15 protein-coding genes are annotated in these 18,969 nt (G+C 62.4%); 3 read left to right on the top strand and 12 right to left on the bottom strand.

All coding sequences use genetic code 11. The features are described 5' to 3' along the window. Position 1: 1 nt before the first annotated feature. From NZ993_03825 to NZ993_03805, 5 genes are read right to left on the bottom strand one after another with little or no spacing between them, the layout of a single operon-like run. Positions 2 to 598, bottom strand: a complete 597-nt coding sequence (locus NZ993_03825; GenBank protein MCS7154921.1) for a cytochrome c — start codon at positions 596 to 598, stop codon at positions 2 to 4. Beyond that, positions 591 to 1,106, bottom strand: coding sequence for a DUF3341 domain-containing protein (locus NZ993_03820; protein MCS7154920.1), 516 nt, complete (start codon positions 1,104 to 1,106; stop codon positions 591 to 593). The genes NZ993_03825 and NZ993_03820 overlap by 8 nt, the downstream gene beginning before the upstream one ends. 4 nt (positions 1,107 to 1,110) lie before the next feature. Next, positions 1,111 to 2,529, bottom strand: a complete 1,419-nt coding sequence (gene nrfD / locus NZ993_03815) for a polysulfide reductase NrfD (protein MCS7154919.1) — start codon at positions 2,527 to 2,529, stop codon at positions 1,111 to 1,113. Next, positions 2,526 to 5,762, bottom strand: coding sequence for a TAT-variant-translocated molybdopterin oxidoreductase (locus tag NZ993_03810; GenBank protein MCS7154918.1), 3,237 nt, complete (start codon positions 5,760 to 5,762; stop codon positions 2,526 to 2,528). The genes nrfD and NZ993_03810 overlap by 4 nt, the downstream gene beginning before the upstream one ends. Positions 5,763 to 5,811: 49 nt before the next feature. Beyond that, entirely contained in the window at positions 5,812 to 6,405 is a 594-nt protein-coding gene (locus NZ993_03805) for a cytochrome c family protein (protein MCS7154917.1), read from the bottom strand. Between the two features lie 316 nt (positions 6,406 to 6,721). Here NZ993_03805 and NZ993_03800 point away from each other — a divergent pair, with 316 nt between their 5' ends. Beyond that, positions 6,722 to 8,965, top strand: a complete 2,244-nt coding sequence (locus NZ993_03800; GenBank protein MCS7154916.1) for a PBP1A family penicillin-binding protein — start codon at positions 6,722 to 6,724, stop codon at positions 8,963 to 8,965. Positions 8,966 to 8,981: 16 nt separating this feature from the next. Here the strand turns inward: NZ993_03800 and rho are convergent, their stop codons facing one another. The 3 genes from rho to NZ993_03785 form a co-directional block, all read right to left on the bottom strand. Beyond that, positions 8,982 to 10,571, bottom strand: a complete 1,590-nt coding sequence (gene rho / locus NZ993_03795; GenBank protein MCS7154915.1) for a transcription termination factor Rho — start codon at positions 10,569 to 10,571, stop codon at positions 8,982 to 8,984. Between the two features lie 176 nt (positions 10,572 to 10,747). Then, positions 10,748 to 11,872, bottom strand: a complete 1,125-nt coding sequence (gene rlmN, locus NZ993_03790) for a 23S rRNA (adenine(2503)-C(2))-methyltransferase RlmN (GenBank protein MCS7154914.1) — start codon at positions 11,870 to 11,872, stop codon at positions 10,748 to 10,750. A gap of 61 nt (positions 11,873 to 11,933) precedes the next feature. Next, positions 11,934 to 12,335, bottom strand: coding sequence for an SCP2 sterol-binding domain-containing protein (locus tag NZ993_03785; protein ID MCS7154913.1), 402 nt, complete (start codon positions 12,333 to 12,335; stop codon positions 11,934 to 11,936). Between the two features lie 86 nt (positions 12,336 to 12,421). On the opposite strand from NZ993_03785, the gene NZ993_03780 reads away from it, so the two are divergent. Then, positions 12,422 to 13,330 carry a zinc-dependent peptidase gene (locus tag NZ993_03780; GenBank protein ID MCS7154912.1) on the top strand — a complete coding sequence of 303 codons (909 nt, stop codon included), beginning with the start codon at positions 12,422 to 12,424 and terminating at the stop codon, positions 13,328 to 13,330. A 125-nt stretch (positions 13,331 to 13,455) separates the two neighbouring features. On the opposite strand, the gene obgE is transcribed toward NZ993_03780, so the two are convergent. Then, a complete protein-coding gene (obgE, locus tag NZ993_03775) occupies positions 13,456 to 14,442 on the bottom strand; it encodes a GTPase ObgE (GenBank protein MCS7154911.1) in 987 nt (328 codons plus the stop codon). 351 nt (positions 14,443 to 14,793) lie between these two features. On the opposite strand from obgE, the gene NZ993_03770 reads away from it, so the two are divergent. Then, on the top strand, positions 14,794 to 16,497 hold the full coding sequence (locus NZ993_03770; GenBank protein MCS7154910.1) for an Rne/Rng family ribonuclease: 1,704 nt from the start codon (positions 14,794 to 14,796) through the stop codon (positions 16,495 to 16,497). A 16-nt stretch (positions 16,498 to 16,513) separates the two neighbouring features. Here NZ993_03770 and NZ993_03765 read toward each other — a convergent pair whose 3' ends face one another. The 3 genes from NZ993_03765 to lpdA all read right to left on the bottom strand — a co-directional run bounded on the left by NZ993_03765 (position 16,514) and on the right by lpdA (position 18,938). Then, the gene (locus NZ993_03765) at positions 16,514 to 16,645 is read right to left on the bottom strand and encodes a hypothetical protein (protein ID MCS7154909.1); all 132 of its coding nucleotides are present in this window, start codon (positions 16,643 to 16,645) and stop codon (positions 16,514 to 16,516) included. A gap of 77 nt (positions 16,646 to 16,722) precedes the next feature. Next, positions 16,723 to 17,502, bottom strand: a complete 780-nt coding sequence (gene lipB / locus NZ993_03760) for a lipoyl(octanoyl) transferase LipB (GenBank protein ID MCS7154908.1) — start codon at positions 17,500 to 17,502, stop codon at positions 16,723 to 16,725. 38 nt (positions 17,503 to 17,540) lie between these two features. Next, entirely contained in the window at positions 17,541 to 18,938 is a 1,398-nt protein-coding gene (gene lpdA / locus NZ993_03755) for a dihydrolipoyl dehydrogenase (protein ID MCS7154907.1), read from the bottom strand. Positions 18,939 to 18,969: the final 31 nt, after the last annotated feature.

The following is an 18,969-nucleotide window of genomic DNA, read 5'->3' as shown; positions in this document are numbered from 1 at the left end:
GCTATCGAGTTGCCGTGGCCTGAGCGGGAGGCGTAAGACCTAGGGCCTCCATCTCCTGTAGATCCTCCGGAGTGGGGAAGGCGGCCCGTTGCAGCGCGCGCACATAGTGCACGATAGCCCAGCGCTTCTCCGGGCTGATCGCGTACCCATAGCCCGGCATGTTCCCCTGGCCCAGGGTGATCACGTGAAAGAGCCGACCCTCTGGCCAACGGCGAACCTTGGCCGAATACAGCACGGGCGGCTTCACCGTCATGCGCGCTGCTACGGGTCCATCGCCATCTCCCTGGGGACCGTGACAGACGGCGCAGTAGATGGTGTAGTACTTTTGCCCGACCTGGAGCACGGCCAGCGTGCGCGGCAGGGGATTCCGCTGGGCGTCCGCGCTCAGAGTATCCCCCCAGGATATGGCGTAGGGCTCGTAGTTACGGGGCACCGTGCCATCCGGGGGCAGGCGCTCGGCCCCGGGTTCCTGGGCCTCTATGGCGGCCGATCGGTACATATCGGGCATGTACTCGATCTTGCGGATGTTCGAGCGGTCGCAACCGGTGCCCACCAACAGCAGGCCCAGCAGCAGTGCACTCAACGGCTGGCTATTCATAGCGAATATCCTCGGCCTCATGCTCGCGGAAAAAGGCTTCGATCTCTTCCTGCCGCACCCCTTTCTGGGCAAGGGGCACCAGCAGGGCGAAACGGTTATCGGTCAGGCTCGGGTCGATCACCCGCGCCCGGCGGCCCGGAAAGAGCCGGCAGGCGTAAAGCAAGGAGAAAAAGTTCGTAAAGGCGCCGATGATGACGCCGCTCTCAAAAAGCACGGGCACGAAGGCCGGCCAGGAGTTAAAGGGGCGCCCCCCGATATTGAGGGGGTAGTCCACAGCCGAGGTCCAGATAGCGTAGGTCATGCCGAGCGTGGCCCCCGTAAGCAGAGCCGTCTTGGTGGCCGCCGTCACCCAGGATCGGCGCAAGCGCAGGGCGCGCTCGATGCCGTGTAAAGGATAGGGCAGATAGGCCTCTAGCCCCCGCCAGCCCCGCTCGGTGGCCTCCGCGCAAACGTGTTCGAAATGATGGGGGTCGGAAAAGAGTCCGACCACGAATTTAGGCTGCTGCATCGCTCTAGGCCCGTTGCGTTTGTTCCACAGCTTTGCGGTATGGCTCTTTGAGCACCGTTTTCACCTCTGCGATGGCGATCGTGGGGAAGAACTTCGCGAAGAGCAGGAAGAGCGTAAAAAACAGCCCAAAGGAACCCAACAGAAGCCCGATATCCCAGATATTCGGAACGAAGTACATCCAGTTGGAGGGCAGAAAGTCCTTGTACAGGGAAGTCACGATGATGTTGTAGCGTTCAAACCACATGCCGATGTTGACCACGATGGAGATCAAGAATACCGCCACCATATTGTAGCGTATACGGCGGAACCAGAATAGCTGCGGCACGACAACGTTGGAGATCACCATGATCCAGAAAGCCCAAGCGTATTCGCCTGTGGGCCGGTTGGCGAAAATGAAGCGCTCAAATGGATCCTCGCTCCACCAGGCCATGAAGAACTCCGTCCCATAGGCGAAGCCCACCATCATGGAGGTGGCCAGGGTGACCTTACACATCAAATCGATGTGCCGAGGCGTAACGTATTCCTCCAACCGAAAGACCTTACGCATGATCACCATGAGCGTAAGCACCATCCCAAAGCCGGAGAAGATTGCACCGGCCACGAAGTAGGGCGGAAAGATCGTCGTATGCCATCCCGGAACCAGCGAAACGGCGAAGTCAAAGGACACAACCGAGTGCACCGAAAGCACTAGGGGCGTGGCGATCCAGGCGAACTGGGCGTAGGCGCGCTCGTAATGGTTCCACTGCCGCGCCGTGCCCTGCCAGCCGAAGGCCAGAAATCCATAAATCTTCTTCTTCCATCCCGTGGCACGGTCCCGAATCGTGGCCAGGTCCGGGATAAGGCCCTGATACCAGAACATGAGCGACGTAAGAAAGTAGGTCGTGACCGCGAACACGTCCCAAACGAGGGGGGAGCGGAAGTTGACCCAAAGCAGCCGCTCATTCGGGTACGGAATGAGCCAGAAAGCCAACCAGGGCCGGCCAATGTGGATGATCGGAAAAATGGCCGCGCAGATCACGGCGAAAATCGTCATGGCCTCGGCCGTGCGGTTTATGGAGGTCCGCCAGCGCTGACGTAGCAGGAACAGGATGGCCGAGATCAGGGTGCCGGCGTGGCCGATACCGACCCAGAAGACGAAGTTCGTGATCGGCGTAGCCCACATCACCGGGTGATTGTAGCCCAACACCCCTAGGCCTCGGGAGAACATGTTATATACGACCCAGACCCCGATCCCGAGAGAGAGCACAGCGGCTCCGAAGGCTAGGTACCACAGCGGGCCGGGCTTGGCCTCTAGGGGTCGGGCCACGTCGCGCGTGACGTCGTGCAGCCGCAGATGTTCCGGCACGATCGCAGGCTCAGCGGCCAGGCCGTCGTAGCGGTCACCGTTTACAAGGATCGACTCTGTAGCGCGGTCCGTGCTCATGCGTGGTGCCCTTCTGGCTGCCCTTCTGTGTTGCGCACTTTCGTATAGTAGGTGATCGCAGGTCGCGTATTGAGCTCACCCAGCACCCAGTATCCCCTCGGATCTTGTCGCAACCGATGCACAAGAGAGTTCGGGTCGTTGACGTCGCCAAAGATAATCGCATCCGTCGGGCAGGTCTGCTGACAGGCCGTCTGCAGCTCCCCGTCGCGCAGGGGAGTGCCCCGCTCCTTGGCCGCATATTTGGCCTCTCGAATGCGCTGAATGCAGAAGGTGCACTTTTCCATCACCCCCCGTTCGCGCACCGTCACATCCGGGTTGAGCACCAGCTGCAGGGGCGAGACGACCTGCTGGGACTTATGCGAGGGGACTTCCTGCTCATAGAGGTGGTAGATCGTCTGATGATACTCAAACCAGTGAAAGCGGCGCACCTTGTAGGGGCAGTTGTTGGAGCAGTAGCGCGTGCCCACGCAGCGGTTGTAGATCTGCAGGTTCAGCCCTTCGTCGTTGTGCATCGTCGCGATCACGGGACAGACTACCTCGCAGGGGGCGTAGTCACAATGTTGGCACATCATGGGCTGATAGACCACCTGCGGGTTGGCGGGATCGCCTGAGTAATAGCGGTCGATGCGGATCCAGTGCATCTCGCGGCCCCGCAGCGCCTCCTGTTTGCCTACAACGGCTACGTTGTTCTCCGCCTGACAGGCAAGCATGCACGCGCTGCAGCCGATACAGGCGTTGAGATCGATCACCATGCCCCACTTGTGCCCGGGGTATGGATGCTGATCGGGCCAAGTAGACATGGGCTCCTCGGGCCCATGGTGTTCCTGCCCCGCCTTGGGGTCCTTGCGATAAGCCTCCAGCGTGGTCTCGAAAACGACAGGCCGGTGCTGCTCACCGACGAACGGGGCCTTGACCTTGATGTAGGTATGCCCCTGCACGTCTACAAGCTCGTAGTATTCGCCTGCGGGGCTAATCCGGGCCGAAATACCGCTATACTGCAGGGTCCGGCCGCGCTTGACCGACCACCGGAAAGCGTTTACCCCCACGCCGTTGCCCACCGATCCAACGGCCTGCCGGCCCCATCCCACCATAACGGCCACCACGTCGGGATGCGTACCGGGCAGGATGTGCACCGGAATGCGCTGCTTGACGCCGTTTGCCTCAAGCTCCACTAGGGGCACCTTCTGGCCGTATATGGGGCTATCGGTGGCGGGCTTCAGACCCAAGCGCTCGGCCGTGGCCAGGGAGAGGGCGGCGAAGTTGTCCCAGGCGATTTTGGAGACCGGATCCGGAGTCTCCAAGAGCCAGGCGTTGTTCATGCTCGATCCGTCCCCGTGCAGCGAGGACCGATAGAGCACCAGCCGCAAGCCCTCCGGGGCCGGACCGGGCTCGGGGAGCCCGGCCAGAGCCTCCGTGCGGAAGGCTCGGGGACGGGGCTGAGCATCTCGATACGCGGCTGTCTCCCAAACACCACGCCGCAGCACCCCACGCCAGAAGGTTTCGAAATCGGCCGCCGCGTCGGAGGCGGGGTAGACCTGTTCACGCCAAACTTTGCGCATAAAGTGGTAGAAAGACATGCGCGTGGGGCTGGGGTTCGGATTCTCCGGGGTGGCCGGCGGCAGAAAGCGGAAACGCTCATCGCCGGCCGCATCCGCCAAGGCGATGAGCGTGTCCTCAATAGAACGGTTGTCCCAGAGGGGCCGGATCGTGGGCTGCGATACGCTCAAAAGCCCCCGAACGGGCTCGGCATCGAACCAGGCCTCCAGATAATGCAGGCTCGGCAGCAGATAGTCGCACAGCTGGCTGGTCTCATCGAGCCGGTCGTTTAGGCTGATCTTAAGGGGCACTCTGGCTAAGGCCTCCTCCAGGCCCAGCTCCTGGGGAAGCGCGTAGGCCGGGTTGACACCCGCAAAGAGAACCGCCTCCACGCCTCCGGCGCGCATCTCCTCGATCAACTCCAGAAACTCAGCCGGATCCCCCTGAGCGACCAAGCTCGGGGTGCTGGCATCGACCGTATAGCCTTCGTTTTCCAGAGCGCTGTTGAGCAGGTTGGCCGCCACGTGCAGCGCTATGACCTCCGGGGTTTCGGCGAGCAACCCCCCCGCGTACACCAGCCCGCGCCCCCGATGGGTCCACAGATCGGCCGCCACCTTGGCGAAGACCTCCCGCGGCAGCCCGGTCCACTGGGCCACGCGCGCCGGCTCGAAGGGCTCCAGGGCGCGGCGCACGGCCGGGTCGCCTGCAAAGCGCGTTTTGCCCTCCTTCAGGATCAGCTCGTGCGCGATGGCAAAGCCCACCTTCCACAGATCATCCGGCCGAACCGGATACCGGTAATCGGCATTCGAACCCGAGAGCGTCATGATGGGCTCAAAGGCGTATATGCGCGACATCTGCCCGTCGCGGATCTTGCGCATAAGCCCAAAGCCGCGCGCAAACTCCGTGGGGGAATGGCCCTCCACGAGCGGATCGCCGCCCAGCAGCACCACAAGTTCAGCCCTCTCGAAGCGATAGCGCGGCAGCAGAGGCTCTCCATAGCAGAGCTCCTGGGCCCGGCGCCGAGAGGCTTCGGAGAAGGGCTCAAAGACCACATGGCGCATGCCAGGAAAAGCGGCCAGCACCTCGCGCAGCAACCTCTCTCGGGCCGGCCCATGCCAGGTTCCGGTCACGAGCACCGCTCGGGCGGCCCGCGCTCGCAGCTCCGCGCCCAACAGCTCATCTAGTTCCGGCCAGCGGGCTTCGACCCAGCGGCCTGTGCGCAGCTTACGCTTCGGCCCTCGGGCCCGATCCGGATCATACAGATCCAGAATCGAGGCCTGCCCGCGGGCGCAGAGCTTGCCCTGGTTGAGCGGGTGATCCGGGTTGCCCTCAAGCTTTATGGGCCGCGCCTCTCGGGTCTTCACCACCACGCCGCAGCCGGCCGGACAGGCGCCGCAGACGGCCGCGTAATAGTTGGCAATACCCGGCTTGACCTCTTCTGGGGGAACCACGTAGGGCACGATCTTCTCTAGAGGGCGCTGCCCACAGCCAACCGAGGCCAGCACGGCTGCTACACCGCCCAACTTCAAGAAATCGCGCCGATCGAAAGTCAGCCCGTTTTCCTCACCCCGTTCGATGGCCTCAAAGAAGGAGGCGGGTTTGCTTAGGAACTCCTCCATTCGGAGGGTTTCCACGGAGGGATGATTTTCGTACTCGGCCAGCGTGGTCCAATATCGCTTCGTGGAGGGAGCTTCCATGGGCGCGCTCTCTTCTCCCAAGGGTTTCGACACGTATGGATCCGCGTTGCTACTGATGGCAGGTGTTGCACTGGGTAGAGGCGTTGGTCTTTCCGAACATAGCTGCCAGATGCAGGTTGTCAAACCGCGCCAGCTCGGCTCGGCGCTCCTCAGGCACGTAATTCGTCTGCCTGTGGCAGCTCATGCAATCTCCCATTTCAAGCCGGTTCACCTGCCGTACCACATCCATCTGCTCAACCGGTCCATGGCAGGTCTGGCAGCTGATGCCGGCGGCCACGTGCCAGCGGTGCGAGAAATAGGAGTGATCCGGCAGGCTGTGCACCCGAACCCACTCGATCGGCTCGCCTTTGTCGTAATACTCCTTTAGCCGCTGGATGGTGGGCTTTTGCGTGGCGACGACGTTATGACAGCCCATGCAGGTGTATAGCGAGGGGATGGAAGCGTGCTTGGACACTTCAGCGGTCTGGTGGCAATACAGACAGTCGATTTTGTATTGGCCGGCGTGCAACTTGTGGCTAAAGGGAATGGGCTGCTTGGGAGCATATCCCACGTTGGTTTGCAGTTGGTAGCAGTACCCGATCCCCAGGCCTAGGGAGACAAGCAGGATCAGGGCCAGCTGCCAGTGCTCTTTAAGCCAGTTCATCGGCGTACGCTCCTCGGGTATCCTGGGGCCCCATGGGGGCTACGAGCGGCCAGCGCGCATTCAGCCAAAGCCTCTTGGTGGGGTAGGTGCGCAACAGGGCCGTTTGAGATAAAGCGCTCCAAAGATACGGAGTCGGCCTCAAAATGCAAACCGCTCTGGTCCGCTTCCGCTGGCGTCTCATAAAACCGCCTCGAGCGGAGGGGGCGTTCCTTGCCCCCATGCGCTTCGTGGGCTAATTTGAGGCTGCCCCCGCCGTGGAGGGAACCCCTACAAAGCGGGGGCGTTAACGCGCCAGAGCGAAAGCGCGAAAGCGGCCATGGGGCAGAGAGTTCCTGAACGCTACTTCCTCGATCCCCGCTACCGTCACAAAGGCTCAAGCAATCCCAAACGGAATCGGTTGTACCTCTGGGGGGCGGTGGGGATCGCAGTACTGCTGGGGCTCCTGTACATGGGATACCTGATCTCTGGCCTGCCCTCGCTGAAGGAGCTGGAGAACCCCGAATCCGCCCTGGCCAGTGAGGTGATAAGCGTCGACGGGCAGGTGATCGCCACCTATTACCATGAAAACCGCACCCCCGTGCCGCTGGATAGCATCGCCCCGGCTGTTATCCACGCCCTCATCGCGACCGAGGATCAGCGCTTCTACCGGCACTGGGGGGTGAACATCTGGCGCACGGCGCAGGCCGCGCTCTTTACGCTACTGGGCAACCGACAAGGGGGAAGCACGATCACGCAACAGCTGGCGCGCAATCTGTATGAGACGGTCGGCAAGGAGGTCTCAATTGAGCGTAAAATCCGAGAGATGCTCACGGCCATCCAGATTGAGCGCGCCTACACGAAGCGCGAGATCCTGGAGATGTACCTGAACACGGTCGACTTCGGCAACAACGCCTTCGGGATCGCCTCAGCCGCGCGCGTGTACTTCAGCAAACGCCCCTCGGAGCTAGAGCCCGATGAGGCGGCTCTGTTGATCGGGCTGCTTAAGGGCACCAGCTATTACAACCCCGTGCGCCATCCGGAGCGGGCCCGGATGCGTCGGGATTTGGTATTAACCCAAATGCACCGCAACGGATACCTAAGCTGGCCGGAATACGAACGTTACCGACAGCGTCCGATCGCGCTCCGCTACACCCCTCCTTCGCACACCAGCGGCCCGTATGCGCATTTTGCTGAATACGTTCGGCTGCAGGTGCGCCAGTGGGCCTCAAAGCGGGGTTACAATATCTACCGAGACGGGCTGCGCATCTACACGACCTTGGATACCCGCATGCAACGCTACGCCCAACGGGCCGTGGACAGCCTTCTGGCCATGGCCCAGCCGGCCTTAGAACGCCAGTGGGGCGGACCCGGTCTACCTCTGCTGTGGCGCACCCATCCGGAGCTGCTGCCCAGCCTGATTCGACAAACCGAAGCCTACCGCGAGGCGTTGCGCGATGGACAGCGGCCAGAGCGGGCCCTGGACTCGTTGCTGCGGCTTCCGCGCTTTGTGGACTCGGTTAAAACCTATTACACGACGCTGCAGGCGGGCTTTGTGGCCCTAGATCCTAGCAACGGACATATCAAGGTCTGGATCGGCAGCAAAAACTACGCGCTGGACACCTATGATCACGTATACCTGGCGCGCCGTCAGCCGGGATCGACGTTTAAGCCCTTCGTGTACGTGGCGGCGATTGACAACGGCTACTCACCCCAATACGTCTATCCCAACGCCCCGATCACCTTCTACAACCCCGATGGAACGGTGCGCTGGCAGCCCCGCAACGCGGAGGGAGAGAGCTCCGGAGAGGCCACCACACTGCGCCAGGCCCTGGCGCATTCTTACAACATGGTCACCGCCCGCTTGGTGGCCGACATCGGCGAAGAACGCGTGGCCGAATACGCCCGCCGACTTGGGATCAGCTCGCCGCTCGACGTGGTGCCCGCCCTAGCGTTGGGCACTAGCGACGTGACGCTCCTGGAGCTCACGGCCGCCTACGCCACCTTCGCCAACCGGGGCATCTACACCAAGCCCCTGGCGATTCTGCGCATCGAGGACGCCCGGGGGCGCATCCTGGAGGAATTCCAGCCCGAACGCCGGGAGGCCTTAAGCGAACAGACGGCCTACATCATGGTGGATATGATGCGGGACGTGATCAACTACGGCACAGGCGTCCGGCTGCGCGTAAGCCCCCCTTACGGATTCGGGCTGACGGATCTGGACCTAGCCGGAAAGACGGGCACCACGCAGCAACACGCCGATGCGTGGTTCGTGGCCATGACGCCCAACCTGGTGGCCGGCGCCTGGGTGGGATGCAACGATCGTCGGGTGGCGTTCCGGGACATGAGCTGGGGGCAAGGCGCCCGGCTGGCCTTGCCCATCGTGGGCCGTTTTTTGCGCTACGTCTATCGAGACCCCGAGATCGGCCTGCCGCGAGAGGTCTTCACCCCGCCTGAACACTTCACCCCGCCAGAAGATTACGGTTACGCCGTCGACTCCGTCCGCTCTGCGGCCCTGCCGCCATCGGGCCCCTCAAGACCCCCTTCAATCCCGGGGCGCGAGCGCCGACGCGTGGACTGGTAAGGAGAACACGGGCGCCCTAGCTATTCATAATGGCCAGGAATTCCTCATTGGACTTCGTGCCCCGCATCTTCTCGAGCAGAAACTCCATGGCCTCGACCGTATTCATCTCGCTTAGGAATTTTCGCAAAATCCAGACCCGGCTCAGCTCGGCCGAATCCAACAGGAGCTCTTCGCGTCGGGTGCCGCTTTTGAGGAGGTCGATAGCCGGAAAGATGCGCCGGTCGCTTAGGCGGCGGTCGAGGACGATCTCGCAGTTGCCTGTCCCCTTGAACTCCTCGAAGATCACCTCGTCCATCCGACTGCCCGTATCGATGAGAGCCGTGGCGATGATCGTAAGTGAGCCCCCCTCCTCGACCTTGCGGGCCGATCCAAAGAAGCGCTTCGGCCGCTGCAGCGCCTGCGAGTCGATGCCGCCGGAGAGGATCTTGCCCGAATGGGGCACGACGACGTTGTTGGCTCGGGCCAGGCGCGTCAGAGAATCCAGCAGGATCACCACATCTTGACCCGCCTCCACCAGCCGCTTGGCCTTCTCCAGGACGATATCGGCCACCTGGATGTGCTTTTCGGCCGGCTCATCGAACGTGGAGCTGATCACCTCCGCATCAACGGATCGCTCCATGTCGGTTACCTCTTCGGGCCGCTCGTCGATGAGCAACACGATCAGGTACACCTCGGGATGGTTGCGCGTGATGGCGTTGGCGATCTTCTGCAACAGAATCGTTTTGCCCGTCTTGGGCTGGGCCACGATGAGCGCGCGCTGCCCCTTGCCGATCGGGGTGAAGAGGTCCACGATCCGCGTTGTATACTCGCCGGGGGTCGTCTCCAACCGCAGCCGCTCGTGCGGATAAAGCGGGGTGAGGTAATCGAATTGGATCCGATCGCGCAGCCGCTCAGGGGGCACACCGTTTACGCTCTCGACCCGAAGCATGGCGAAGAAGCGATCCCCCTCCTTAGGCGGGCGCACGTACCCGGCTACCGTGTCGCCGGTCCGCAGCCCGAAGCGCTTGATCTGAGAGGGCGAAACATAGATGTCATCCGGGCTCGGCATGTAGTTGTAGTCGGGGGAGCGCAGAAACCCGTAGCCATCGGGCATGACCTCGAGCACGCCCTCGGTGAAGATCATGCCCTCCAGCTCCCGCTCCCTTCCGGGGCGGACTTCGCGCGTCCCGGAGGGCTCCGGGGAGAGCGTCGTCTCCACCGGAGTGGGCTCCGCGAGGAGCTCAGCGGGCGCGCCGGGCTCCGTCTCGAGCACCTCCATGGGGGGAGATGAGGACAGTTTGGCGTCGGCCGATCGCTCGATGGAAGGGGGAGCGAAAAGGGCCTCGGCGCGCTCCCGTGGGCTCAGCTCCCGTGGAGCCTCGAGCGCTCGCCGTGCGGCGCGGCCCACGACCTCGCTTTTGGGCACGCGCATGACCCGGGGCTTGCTCCCCTCGTCAGCCTTTTTGGTCGACTGAGACAGAAGACCCGCCTTCGAGGCAGCCTCCACCTCCAGGATCCGATAGATCAGATCTTGCTTGCGAAGCTCCGTATAGCCCGGGATCCCCAACTCGCGGGCGATTTCGTAGAGCTCCGTTACCTTCTTGGCTTGGAGTTCTGTGATATCCATGGCTGTGTGGTTGTTGTTGGCGATCTAAAACGACATGCGACGTCGGCCTTGCTTGACGCCAAGAAGGAGCACGACTCGGCTGACCGATAAACCGGAGAGGACTCCGAGGGTGTTCCTTCCCTTCGCGATGAAGTCGCAATCAGACTGGCAGAAGGCCCCGAAACACGCGTGGACGATTACAAAGTTAGCGCTTTTTCCGGCGTTGTCAAGTCCACCCTTTGCGCCTGCTCGCGCACGGCCAACTGCCCACAGGCGGCCTCGATGTCATCCCCCCGACTGCGGCGCACCGTCACGGTTACGTGCGCGCTCAGGAGCACTTGCCGGAAACGCTCCAACCGCTCCGGCGTGGTGCGGGCAAACGGGGCACCAGGGACCGGGTTATACCACAACAGGTTGATCTTGCACGGCACCCAGCGGGCGATCTGAATCAGCTTCCGGGCATCGGCCTCGGAATCATTGAAGTCCCGCAACAGCACATATTCGTAGGTGATGCGACGCCGGCACTTGGCGTAGTAGTAGCGCAGCGCTTCACGCAAGGCCTCTAGATCGTTGCCCTTGTTGATGGGCATGATCCGGCTGCGCTTTTCATCGTCTGGGGCGTGCAGCGAAAGGGCCAGTTTGAAGCGCGCCCCGTCGTCGGCCAGCTGCCGAATCTGCCGCGCTAGACCAGCGGTCGAAACGGTGATGTGCCGATTGGGGATCGCCAGTCCGAGCTCGCTACAGAGGATCTGGCTGGACAGAAGCACGTTGCGGTAATTTTGCAGCGGCTCCCCCATGCCCATGTACACGACGTTCGTCACGGCCCGTCCCCAATGGACGCGCGCGTAGCGGTCTAGCTGCGCCACCTGATCCACGATTTCCCCCGGATCCAAGTTGCGCCAAAACCCCATCTGGCCGGTGGCGCAGAAGGCGCAGCGCAGAGCGCAGCCAACTTGGGAGGACACGCAGACCGTAAGCCGCTTGGGAGCCCCGCTTTCGTCGAAATCCGGAATGAGCACGCTCTCGATGGCCCGGCCGTCCCGAAGCCGAAACAAGAACTTGACCGTGCCATCTGAGGCACGCTGCAGGCGCTCCAACCGGATGCGCTCCAACCGAGCCTCGACCGCAAGACGCTCCCGCAGCCGCTTGGGCAGACTGCTCATGGCCTGAAAGCTTTCGGCCTGCTTCTGATAGATCCACTGAAACAGCTGTCGTCCTCGATAGGCGGGCTCCCCCCAAGCACACATCAGGGCCTCCAACTCGGACAGGGAAAGCCCGTAGAGGTTCAGCAGGGCACTATGCGAGACGGTCTTTTCGAGCATAGGGGGCGATCTGGGTGAAAAGCCGCGATTTATACCCTGAACTCAGCCTGTCGGGTTCCCCTCAACCTGAGGAGCTCAGGCTCCAGCGGGCCACCTCCGCCAGCAGGCGCGCGGCGGCCATGTAGCGCGATAGGCTTAAGGGGTTGCCTTTACGGAGCCGCAGCTTGCCGCTCATAAGAGCCAGAACCGGATCCAGGCCGGAGAACAGGACCTGTTCCCAGACCTGACGATCTCCGACCAACACGTAGGCAGCCGCCTCAGCCTCTTGCGGAGAGGCAAGACGTGCCCCCCGGCATGTGCCCCGGTGCAGATCCAGGTAGGCGACCCTCTCCACCCCGTCTTGAATGGCGATCAGAGCCAGCGCCCCCTCCCAATCGCGCGCCGCCTCCCGGTATTCAGAGCTCGCGTTGAGCGCTTGGCACCATCGTTGCAAGCGCTCCTGGGTAAATAACTCATCCCCCATTTGATCCCCCAATTGCGCCTCTGCAAGAAGATAACGAGGTCACATTCGATGCGCAAACACCCCAACCGGAGCCTATCTTCGCTCTCGTGCGGTATCGTTGGCTGCTTTGGCGTACCCAACTCGGCTTCCACGGCACGTTGCTGAGCCTTCTTGTGGGGGGCATAGCCGCTCTGGGATGGCTGAGCGGGTGGACTGCCCTGTATGGCCTAGCGCTCGCAACGGCTTTGTTGTACGGAGGGTGGCTCTATCGACGCTGGTTTCGGCTTAAGCGCGCCCTCGCACGCCCCTTTCCGGCACGGTGGCGAGCGCTCTTGGAGCGCATCCCCCTCTATGCGGGCTTGGGAGAAGAGGAGCGAGCCCGCTTTGAGACGCTTGTGCTGCTTTTTCTGGCCGAACATCGTTTCGAGGGGGTTGACGGCATAGAGCCCACCGATGAGCAGCGCTTGCTTGTGGCCGCTGGGGGGGCGGCGCTTCTGCTCGGGCGCCCCTATTGGAGCCTCCCCCGCACCCCCACTATACTCTTCTATCCCGGTCCCTTTGATGAACAGTTCCAGGTGCGCTCCCGAGCTCCCCTGTTGGGGCAGGTCTACGGCCAGGGGCCGGTGCTGCTGTCCCTGCCCGCAGTAGAGTCCGAGTGGTTCCAGCGCGACGGTCAGAACGTCGTCCTACATGAGCTGGCCCACCTGCTTGACCTCGACGGACAGGAGGCCGATGGCGTGCCCCGGCACCTAGAGCGCACCAGCATCGGACGCTGGCGGGCCCTGTTGGCAGAGGTCCGACAGAGGGTTCGCGAGGGGCGATCCCCGTTGCGCCCGTATGCGGCCACGCATCCGGCCGAATGCTTCGCCGTCTCTGTGGAGGCCTTCTTCGAGATACCCCATAGCCTGGCCGCCGCGCATCCGGAATGGTACGCAGCGCTGGCGGCTTATTTTAACGTCGACCCTCGCCAGTGGCTAGGTTCGGAATCGGAGCCTGATCCGATTTGGAACATGTGAGCTCAATGGGCGTTGTATACAACGCACAGCCTCCATGACGACCGGCCGCACACCTCTCTCTCGTCGCACCTCCGATGAGCTCCTTGCAGGCTTCCCCCTCCAGCGGCCGGTCGTCTTTTGTGCGCTCATGGGCTCAGACCTTTGGGAACACCCTGCAGAAGCCGCCACAAGTGGTCTTTTAACTCTTCCAGGCCCCGACCCGTAACGGCGCTGATTGGACAAAGGGGCACATCAGAAGGCAAAGGTTCAGGAAGCTTCTCGACGAGATCCATCTTGGAGAGGGCCACCAGGCGGGGCCGCGCTAGCAAACCTGGGTTGTAGGCCTTTAGCTCCTGTAGCAGCATGCGATATTCGGCTTCGGGATCGGGGCTGATAGCCGGAATCAAAAGCAGCAGCACGCGCGTGCGTTCGATGTGCCGCAGGAAATCCAGGCCCAGACCTCGCCCCTGATGAGCTCCCTCGATAATCCCGGGGATGTCTGCCATCACAAACGAACGGAAGTCCCGGTACGACACCACCCCCAGCACAGGCGAAAGCGTGGTAAAGGGATAGTCGGCGATCTTGGGTCGCGCGGCCGAAAGCGCGGCCAGCAGCGTGGACTTGCCCGCGTTGGGCTGACCGACCAGCCCCACATCGGCTAAGAGCTTAAGATCCAGCCAAAGGGTGCGCTCTTGGCCCGGCTCCCCTGGCTCCGCGTAACGAGGGGTCTGACGGGTTGGGCTTTTAAAGTGCGCGTTGCCCCGCCCTCCGCGGCCGCCTCGGGCCACGCACAGGCGTTGACCGGCTTCGAGGATCTCGCCCAGGATCGCCCCGGTTTCCGCATCCCGCACCACGGTGCCCAAGGGCACGCGCAGGATCACGTCCCGACCCTTTCGGCCGTGTTGGCAGGAGCCTTTTCCGCTTTCTCCTCGCTCCGCTTTGTGATGCGGCGTCCAGTAAAGATGCAGCAGCGTGTTGAGTTGTGGATCGCCCTCCAAAAACACGCTTCCGCCATCGCCTCCGTCGCCGCCGGCCGGTCCCCCGCGGGGCACATACTTTTCCCGCCGAAAGGCCACCGCCCCATGGCCCCCGTCACCGGCTTTCACGAAGAGCTTTACGCGATCGATAAACATCGCCAGCCTCGAACCGTCGCCAACCGATTTTGTTTCCTTGGTTTGCCCCGCGCCCCGACCGGACTGTACCTTTGCAAAAGCCATGATGGCCTTCTTCCACTCTGGCCGCCCACCGGCGGCAAGATAGGGGAAACGCAGCTTGCCTACGTGGGTCGCATCATCCTCGCAGACCTCTTTAAGGCCGATCTTCATGCGCGATCCCAGCATGAGATCCCCCAACTGGAGCGTCTCCGCTCGGATCGAGCCCCTGAGCAGGAGGCCAAGCCCCATGGCCCTGCCGCTCCGCTTTTACCTCACATCCGGCTCGGGTATACCGGGTAACGGTCTAGCGTGTATGAAGGAAGCCTCTGTATGCAAAAGGAGATCATCATCCACGCTACGCAGGATCAAACCCGCGTAGCGCTTGTAGAGAACGGAGAGCTGGTTGAGCTTTTCGTAGAGAGCCCCCAAAACGTACGCACAGTCGGGGATATCCACGTGGGGCGGGTGCGACGCGTAATGCCCGGGCTGCGCGCCGCCTTCATCGATATCGGGAAAAGCCAAGACGCCTTTTTGCACTTCTCCGACATCACCCCTACGCTCCTGGATTTCCTGCGCCTGCTCGGCCAAGATCCTCAGCCCAATCCCCGCTTGTATCCAGAAAAGAATGGCGCCAGCGCACCCCTGTGGACGTACCTCAGAGAAGCTCAGCCCATCGCGGTCCAGATCATGAAGGAGCCCATCGGGCGCAAAGGCCCTCGGGTCAGCACCGATATCTCTTTGCCCGGACGCTTCTTTGTGCTGATGCCCTTTACGGACCTCGTGGCCGTATCCAAGAAAATCACGGCCTATAGGGAGCGTAGACGCCTACAAGCCCTCGCCCGCAGCCTCTTGCCCCCGGGCTTCGGGGTTATCGTGCGCACTGTCTCCGAGGGCAAGGACGCGCGGGCGCTTGATCAAGACCTGCAGAACCTGTTACGCACCTGGCGGCAGATCGAAGCCCGCATGCGTTCGGCTACGCCGCCGGAACGCGTATACGAGGATGCTAGCATGGTCTCAAGCGTAATTCGGGATCTGTTCACGGAAGACTTCGACCGCATCCTCGTAGACGAAGCCGAACTGTACCGCCAAATCAAGGCCTACGTACGCCAGGTAGCCCCTCATATGGAGGGGTGCGTGCAACTGTACAGGGGCAGAAAGCCCATCTTCGACTACGCGGGCATCCAGCGCGCCGTAGCATCCGTTTTCAGCCGCCGCGTTGAGCTGCCCAGCGGGGGGCATATCGTGATCGAACACACGGAGGCGATGCACGTGATCGACGTAAACTCCGGCCCCTACGCCCCCAAACGGGATCAGGAGGAGAACGCGCTGCAGACGAACCTAGAAGCCGCGCGCGAGATCGCACGCCAACTCAGGCTCCGCGATCTGGGTGGGATTATCGTGGTGGACTTCATCGACCTGCGCGATGAGCGGAACCGCAAGAAAGTCTATGAGGAGCTCAAAAAAGAGTTCACCAAAGATCGGGCCAAAACGAGCGTGCTGCCCATGAGCGAGTTCGGCCTGGTGCAGATCACGCGCCAGCGCGTTCGTCCGGGCCTGCTGCACGCCTTAGGCGATCCTTGCCCTGCTTGCGGTGGGATGGGCGTGGTCCAATCCACCACGTCCTTTGTTATGGACATCGAGAATTGGATACGCCGCTTCCGGACGAAGGCCCAGGAGCGCACCATCGAACTGCACGTACATCCGTATGTGCGCGCCTTCCTGACCAAGGGGCTGTGGAACTATCCGCTGCGCTGGCTACTGCGCCACTGGGTGCGCGTGCGCGTGGTGGCCAACCCCGAGCTAAGCATGACGCAGTTTCGCTTTCTCCTACCCGATAGCGGCGAGGACGTCACCGCTCGCTACGGAGCCGAAGAACGCCCTTCTTCGCCTCTTGCACCCAGCTCGCAGCAGGAAGCCGCCACCCCGAGAGCGGAGATTCCGAGCTCGCGTAAGCGGCGATCGCAACGGCGGGAGGGCTCCTTAGGGCGCTCCCCAACAGCCGCCGACTCCTCTTCGAGGGTGGATTCCCCCTAGAGCATGGTGGGATGCATCAGGAGCCCATCTTGCCCGAGCCTGCTACGAGGGCTTTTTCGGCCTTCAGGAGCCGAATGCGCATCTTTACCCGCTCGACGTAACGCTTACGCCGCCGTCGTTTTTCCCGCTTGTTGTACTGTCGCCCCATGTCCATACCTCCTATATAGCGCTTAGGCGGGCGCAAGTATAGCCGTCTTTTCGGGCCTCTGGCAAGGGGCTATGGCTTCACAGGGCTGTTCCCTCCTCGCGTGAGGGGGCGACAGGCGGCCCCTCCTGCTGAAACCGCTCCAGAGCCCTCCAGGCCTCTTCATCCCGGTGCCGCTCCCAGTCGGTGATCCCAAAAAGCGTCACGAAGTGCTCCACAAGACGCTCCTGCACCTCCTGCATCGGAATCGGCTTTCCCAGCAGACGCTCCAGCGAGGTTACGCCCTTGTCCGCGATCCCGCAGGGGATGATGTGCCCAAAGTAGCGCAGGTCCGGATTTACGTTGAAAGCGAAACCGTGCATGGTGACCCAGCGGCTGCATTTGATGCCCATGGCGCAGATTTTCTCCGCGCCCACCCAAACGCCCGTAAGGCGCGGGATGCGACCAGCCTGAATGCCGTAGTCGGCACAGGTGCGGATGACGACCTCCTCTAGGGTGCGCAGATAGCGATGGATGTCCGTAAAGTAGCGATCTAGATCCAGGATCGGATAGCCCACGATTTGGCCGGGGCCGTGATAGGTAATGTCTCCCCCTCGGTCGATGGGCACGTAAGTGGCTCCGATCTCGGCTAGCTGTTCAGGGGAAAGGAGCAGGTGCTGCGGCTTGCCGCTTTTGCCCAGCGTGTACACGTGGGGATGTTCCAGCAGCAGCAGCACATCCGGGAGCGGATCCGGCTCCATGCCATGAGCCCAGCGGCGCAGCTTCTGCTCGATAAGACGGCCTTGAATGCGCCGCTGCAGCTCCCAAGCCGCCTCGTAAGGCACCCGTCCGAGCTCGGCGACCAGCAGATGGCGCTTCATCCGAGCGCGTTTAGCCATGGCCGCAGCTAGAATTGCGGCTACAGGTGAATGGCTTCGCCCGCCGCGGCAGCGGCCGCCTCCATGATGGCTTCCGCGAGCGTCGGATGGGGATGCACGGCCCGCATGACCTCGTGTATGGTGCCCTCGGCCTTGCGGGCGAGCACGGCCTCTGAGATGAGCTCCGTGGCGTCCCATCCCAGAATGTGGCAGCCGAGCCATTCGCCGTAGCGGGCATCGAAGATGACTTTTACAAAGCCCTCCGTGTGCCCTATGGCCGCAGCCTTGCCGCTGGCCTGGAAGGGAAATTTGCCCACCCGAATATCATAGCCCCGCTCCCGGGCCGCCTTTTCCGTAAGCCCTACGGAGGCGACTTGGGGCTGGCAGTACGTGCAGCCCGGGATGTTGTCGTAGTCCAGGGGCTCCACCTCCAGGCCGGCGATCTTCTCCACGCACAAAATCCCCTCGTGCGAGGCCACGTGGGCAAGCCAAGGCGGACCGGCCACGTCACCTATCGCGTAAATGCCCTCTACGTTGGTCCGATACCACTCATCGACCACAACGGCCCCTTTGTCGACCCGAACGCCCAGCTCTTCAAGACCCAGGTTTTCGATATTACCCGTTACCCCCACGGCCGAGAGCACGACATCGACCTCCAGGGTTCGCTCTCCCTGCGGGGTCCGAAGCGTGGCCTTGACTTTGGGGCCGCTTGTGTCGACGGCCGTTACGGAGGATTCGGTCAGGATCTCGATGCCGTATTTCTGGTAGCTTTTGCCCAGCTCACGGCCGATGTCCTCATCCTCAGCGGGCAAAATCGTGGGCATGATCTCCACCAGCGTAACCCGGGTGCCCATCATGTGATAGAAGTACGCGAACTCCACCCCAATAGCCCCCGCGCCGACGATGAGCATCGAGTCCGGCCTTTGGGAGGCTGAGAGGGCATCGGTCGAATCCCAGATTTTTCGGTGATCGATCCGCATAAAGGGTAGCTCCCGGGGCCGGGCGCCGGTGGCCAACACGATGTGCGGGGCCCGGAGCTCCTCAAACGGCTTGCCGTCGCGCAGCAGCGCGACCCGGCCCTTGCCGTCCAGACGAGCCGCGGCCGAGAAGACCTCGATTTTGTTCTTCTTCATGAGAAACTGCACGCCTCGGCTCATGCGCTCGGCCACCTGCCGGGAGCGCGCGATCACGGCCTGAAAATCGACCTGGACGGGTCCTTCCACCCGAAGGCCGTACTCTTGGGCATGTCGGACCGTATAGGCGATCTCAGCGCTCTTCAACAGGGCCTTCGTGGGGATGCAACCTACGTTTAGGCAGACCCCCCCGAGCTTGTTTTTCTCCACCACAGCCACGCGCATGCCCAGCTGCGCGGCTCGGATGGCGGCCACGTAGCCGCCTGGCCCCGCGCCGATTACGACCAAGTCGAAGTTTTGCGCCATCGATGCGTTCTCCCCTGCCTAAAAAAGACCG

The sequence above is a fragment of the Bacteroidota bacterium genome (assembly GCA_025059945.1).
GTDB lineage: Bacteria > Bacteroidota > Rhodothermia > JANXDC01 > JANXDC01 > JANXDC01.
Note: the sequence above shows the minus strand (reverse complement) of the source record. Positions and strands in the feature narration are given on the sequence as shown.

Bases quoted from the DNA above. Each gene is read 5' to 3' on its own strand.
- NZ993_03820 (MCS7154920.1), bottom strand. From the start codon at position 1,106: ATGCAGCAGCCTAAATTCGTGGTCGGACTCTTTTCCGACCCCCATCAT.
- lipB (MCS7154908.1), bottom strand. From the start codon at position 17,502: ATGAAGCGCCATCTGCTGGTCGCCGAGCTCGGACGGGTGCCTTACGAG.
- lpdA (MCS7154907.1), bottom strand. From the start codon at position 18,938: ATGGCGCAAAACTTCGACTTGGTCGTAATCGGCGCGGGGCCAGGCGGC.
- NZ993_03800 (MCS7154916.1), top strand. From the start codon at position 6,722: ATGGGGCAGAGAGTTCCTGAACGCTACTTCCTCGATCCCCGCTACCGT.
- NZ993_03810 (MCS7154918.1), bottom strand. From the start codon at position 5,762: ATGGAAGCTCCCTCCACGAAGCGATATTGGACCACGCTGGCCGAGTAC.
- NZ993_03825 (MCS7154921.1), bottom strand. From the start codon at position 598: ATGAATAGCCAGCCGTTGAGTGCACTGCTGCTGGGCCTGCTGTTGGTG.
- NZ993_03785 (MCS7154913.1), bottom strand. From the start codon at position 12,335: ATGGGGGATGAGTTATTTACCCAGGAGCGCTTGCAACGATGGTGCCAA.
- NZ993_03770 (MCS7154910.1), top strand. From the start codon at position 14,794: ATGCAAAAGGAGATCATCATCCACGCTACGCAGGATCAAACCCGCGTA.
- NZ993_03805 (MCS7154917.1), bottom strand. From the start codon at position 6,405: ATGAACTGGCTTAAAGAGCACTGGCAGCTGGCCCTGATCCTGCTTGTC.
- NZ993_03765 (MCS7154909.1), bottom strand. From the start codon at position 16,645: ATGGGGCGACAGTACAACAAGCGGGAAAAACGACGGCGGCGTAAGCGT.
- rho (MCS7154915.1), bottom strand. From the start codon at position 10,571: ATGGATATCACAGAACTCCAAGCCAAGAAGGTAACGGAGCTCTACGAA.
- obgE (MCS7154911.1), bottom strand. From the start codon at position 14,442: ATGTTTATCGATCGCGTAAAGCTCTTCGTGAAAGCCGGTGACGGGGGC.
- nrfD (MCS7154919.1), bottom strand. From the start codon at position 2,529: ATGAGCACGGACCGCGCTACAGAGTCGATCCTTGTAAACGGTGACCGC.
- rlmN (MCS7154914.1), bottom strand. From the start codon at position 11,872: ATGCTCGAAAAGACCGTCTCGCATAGTGCCCTGCTGAACCTCTACGGG.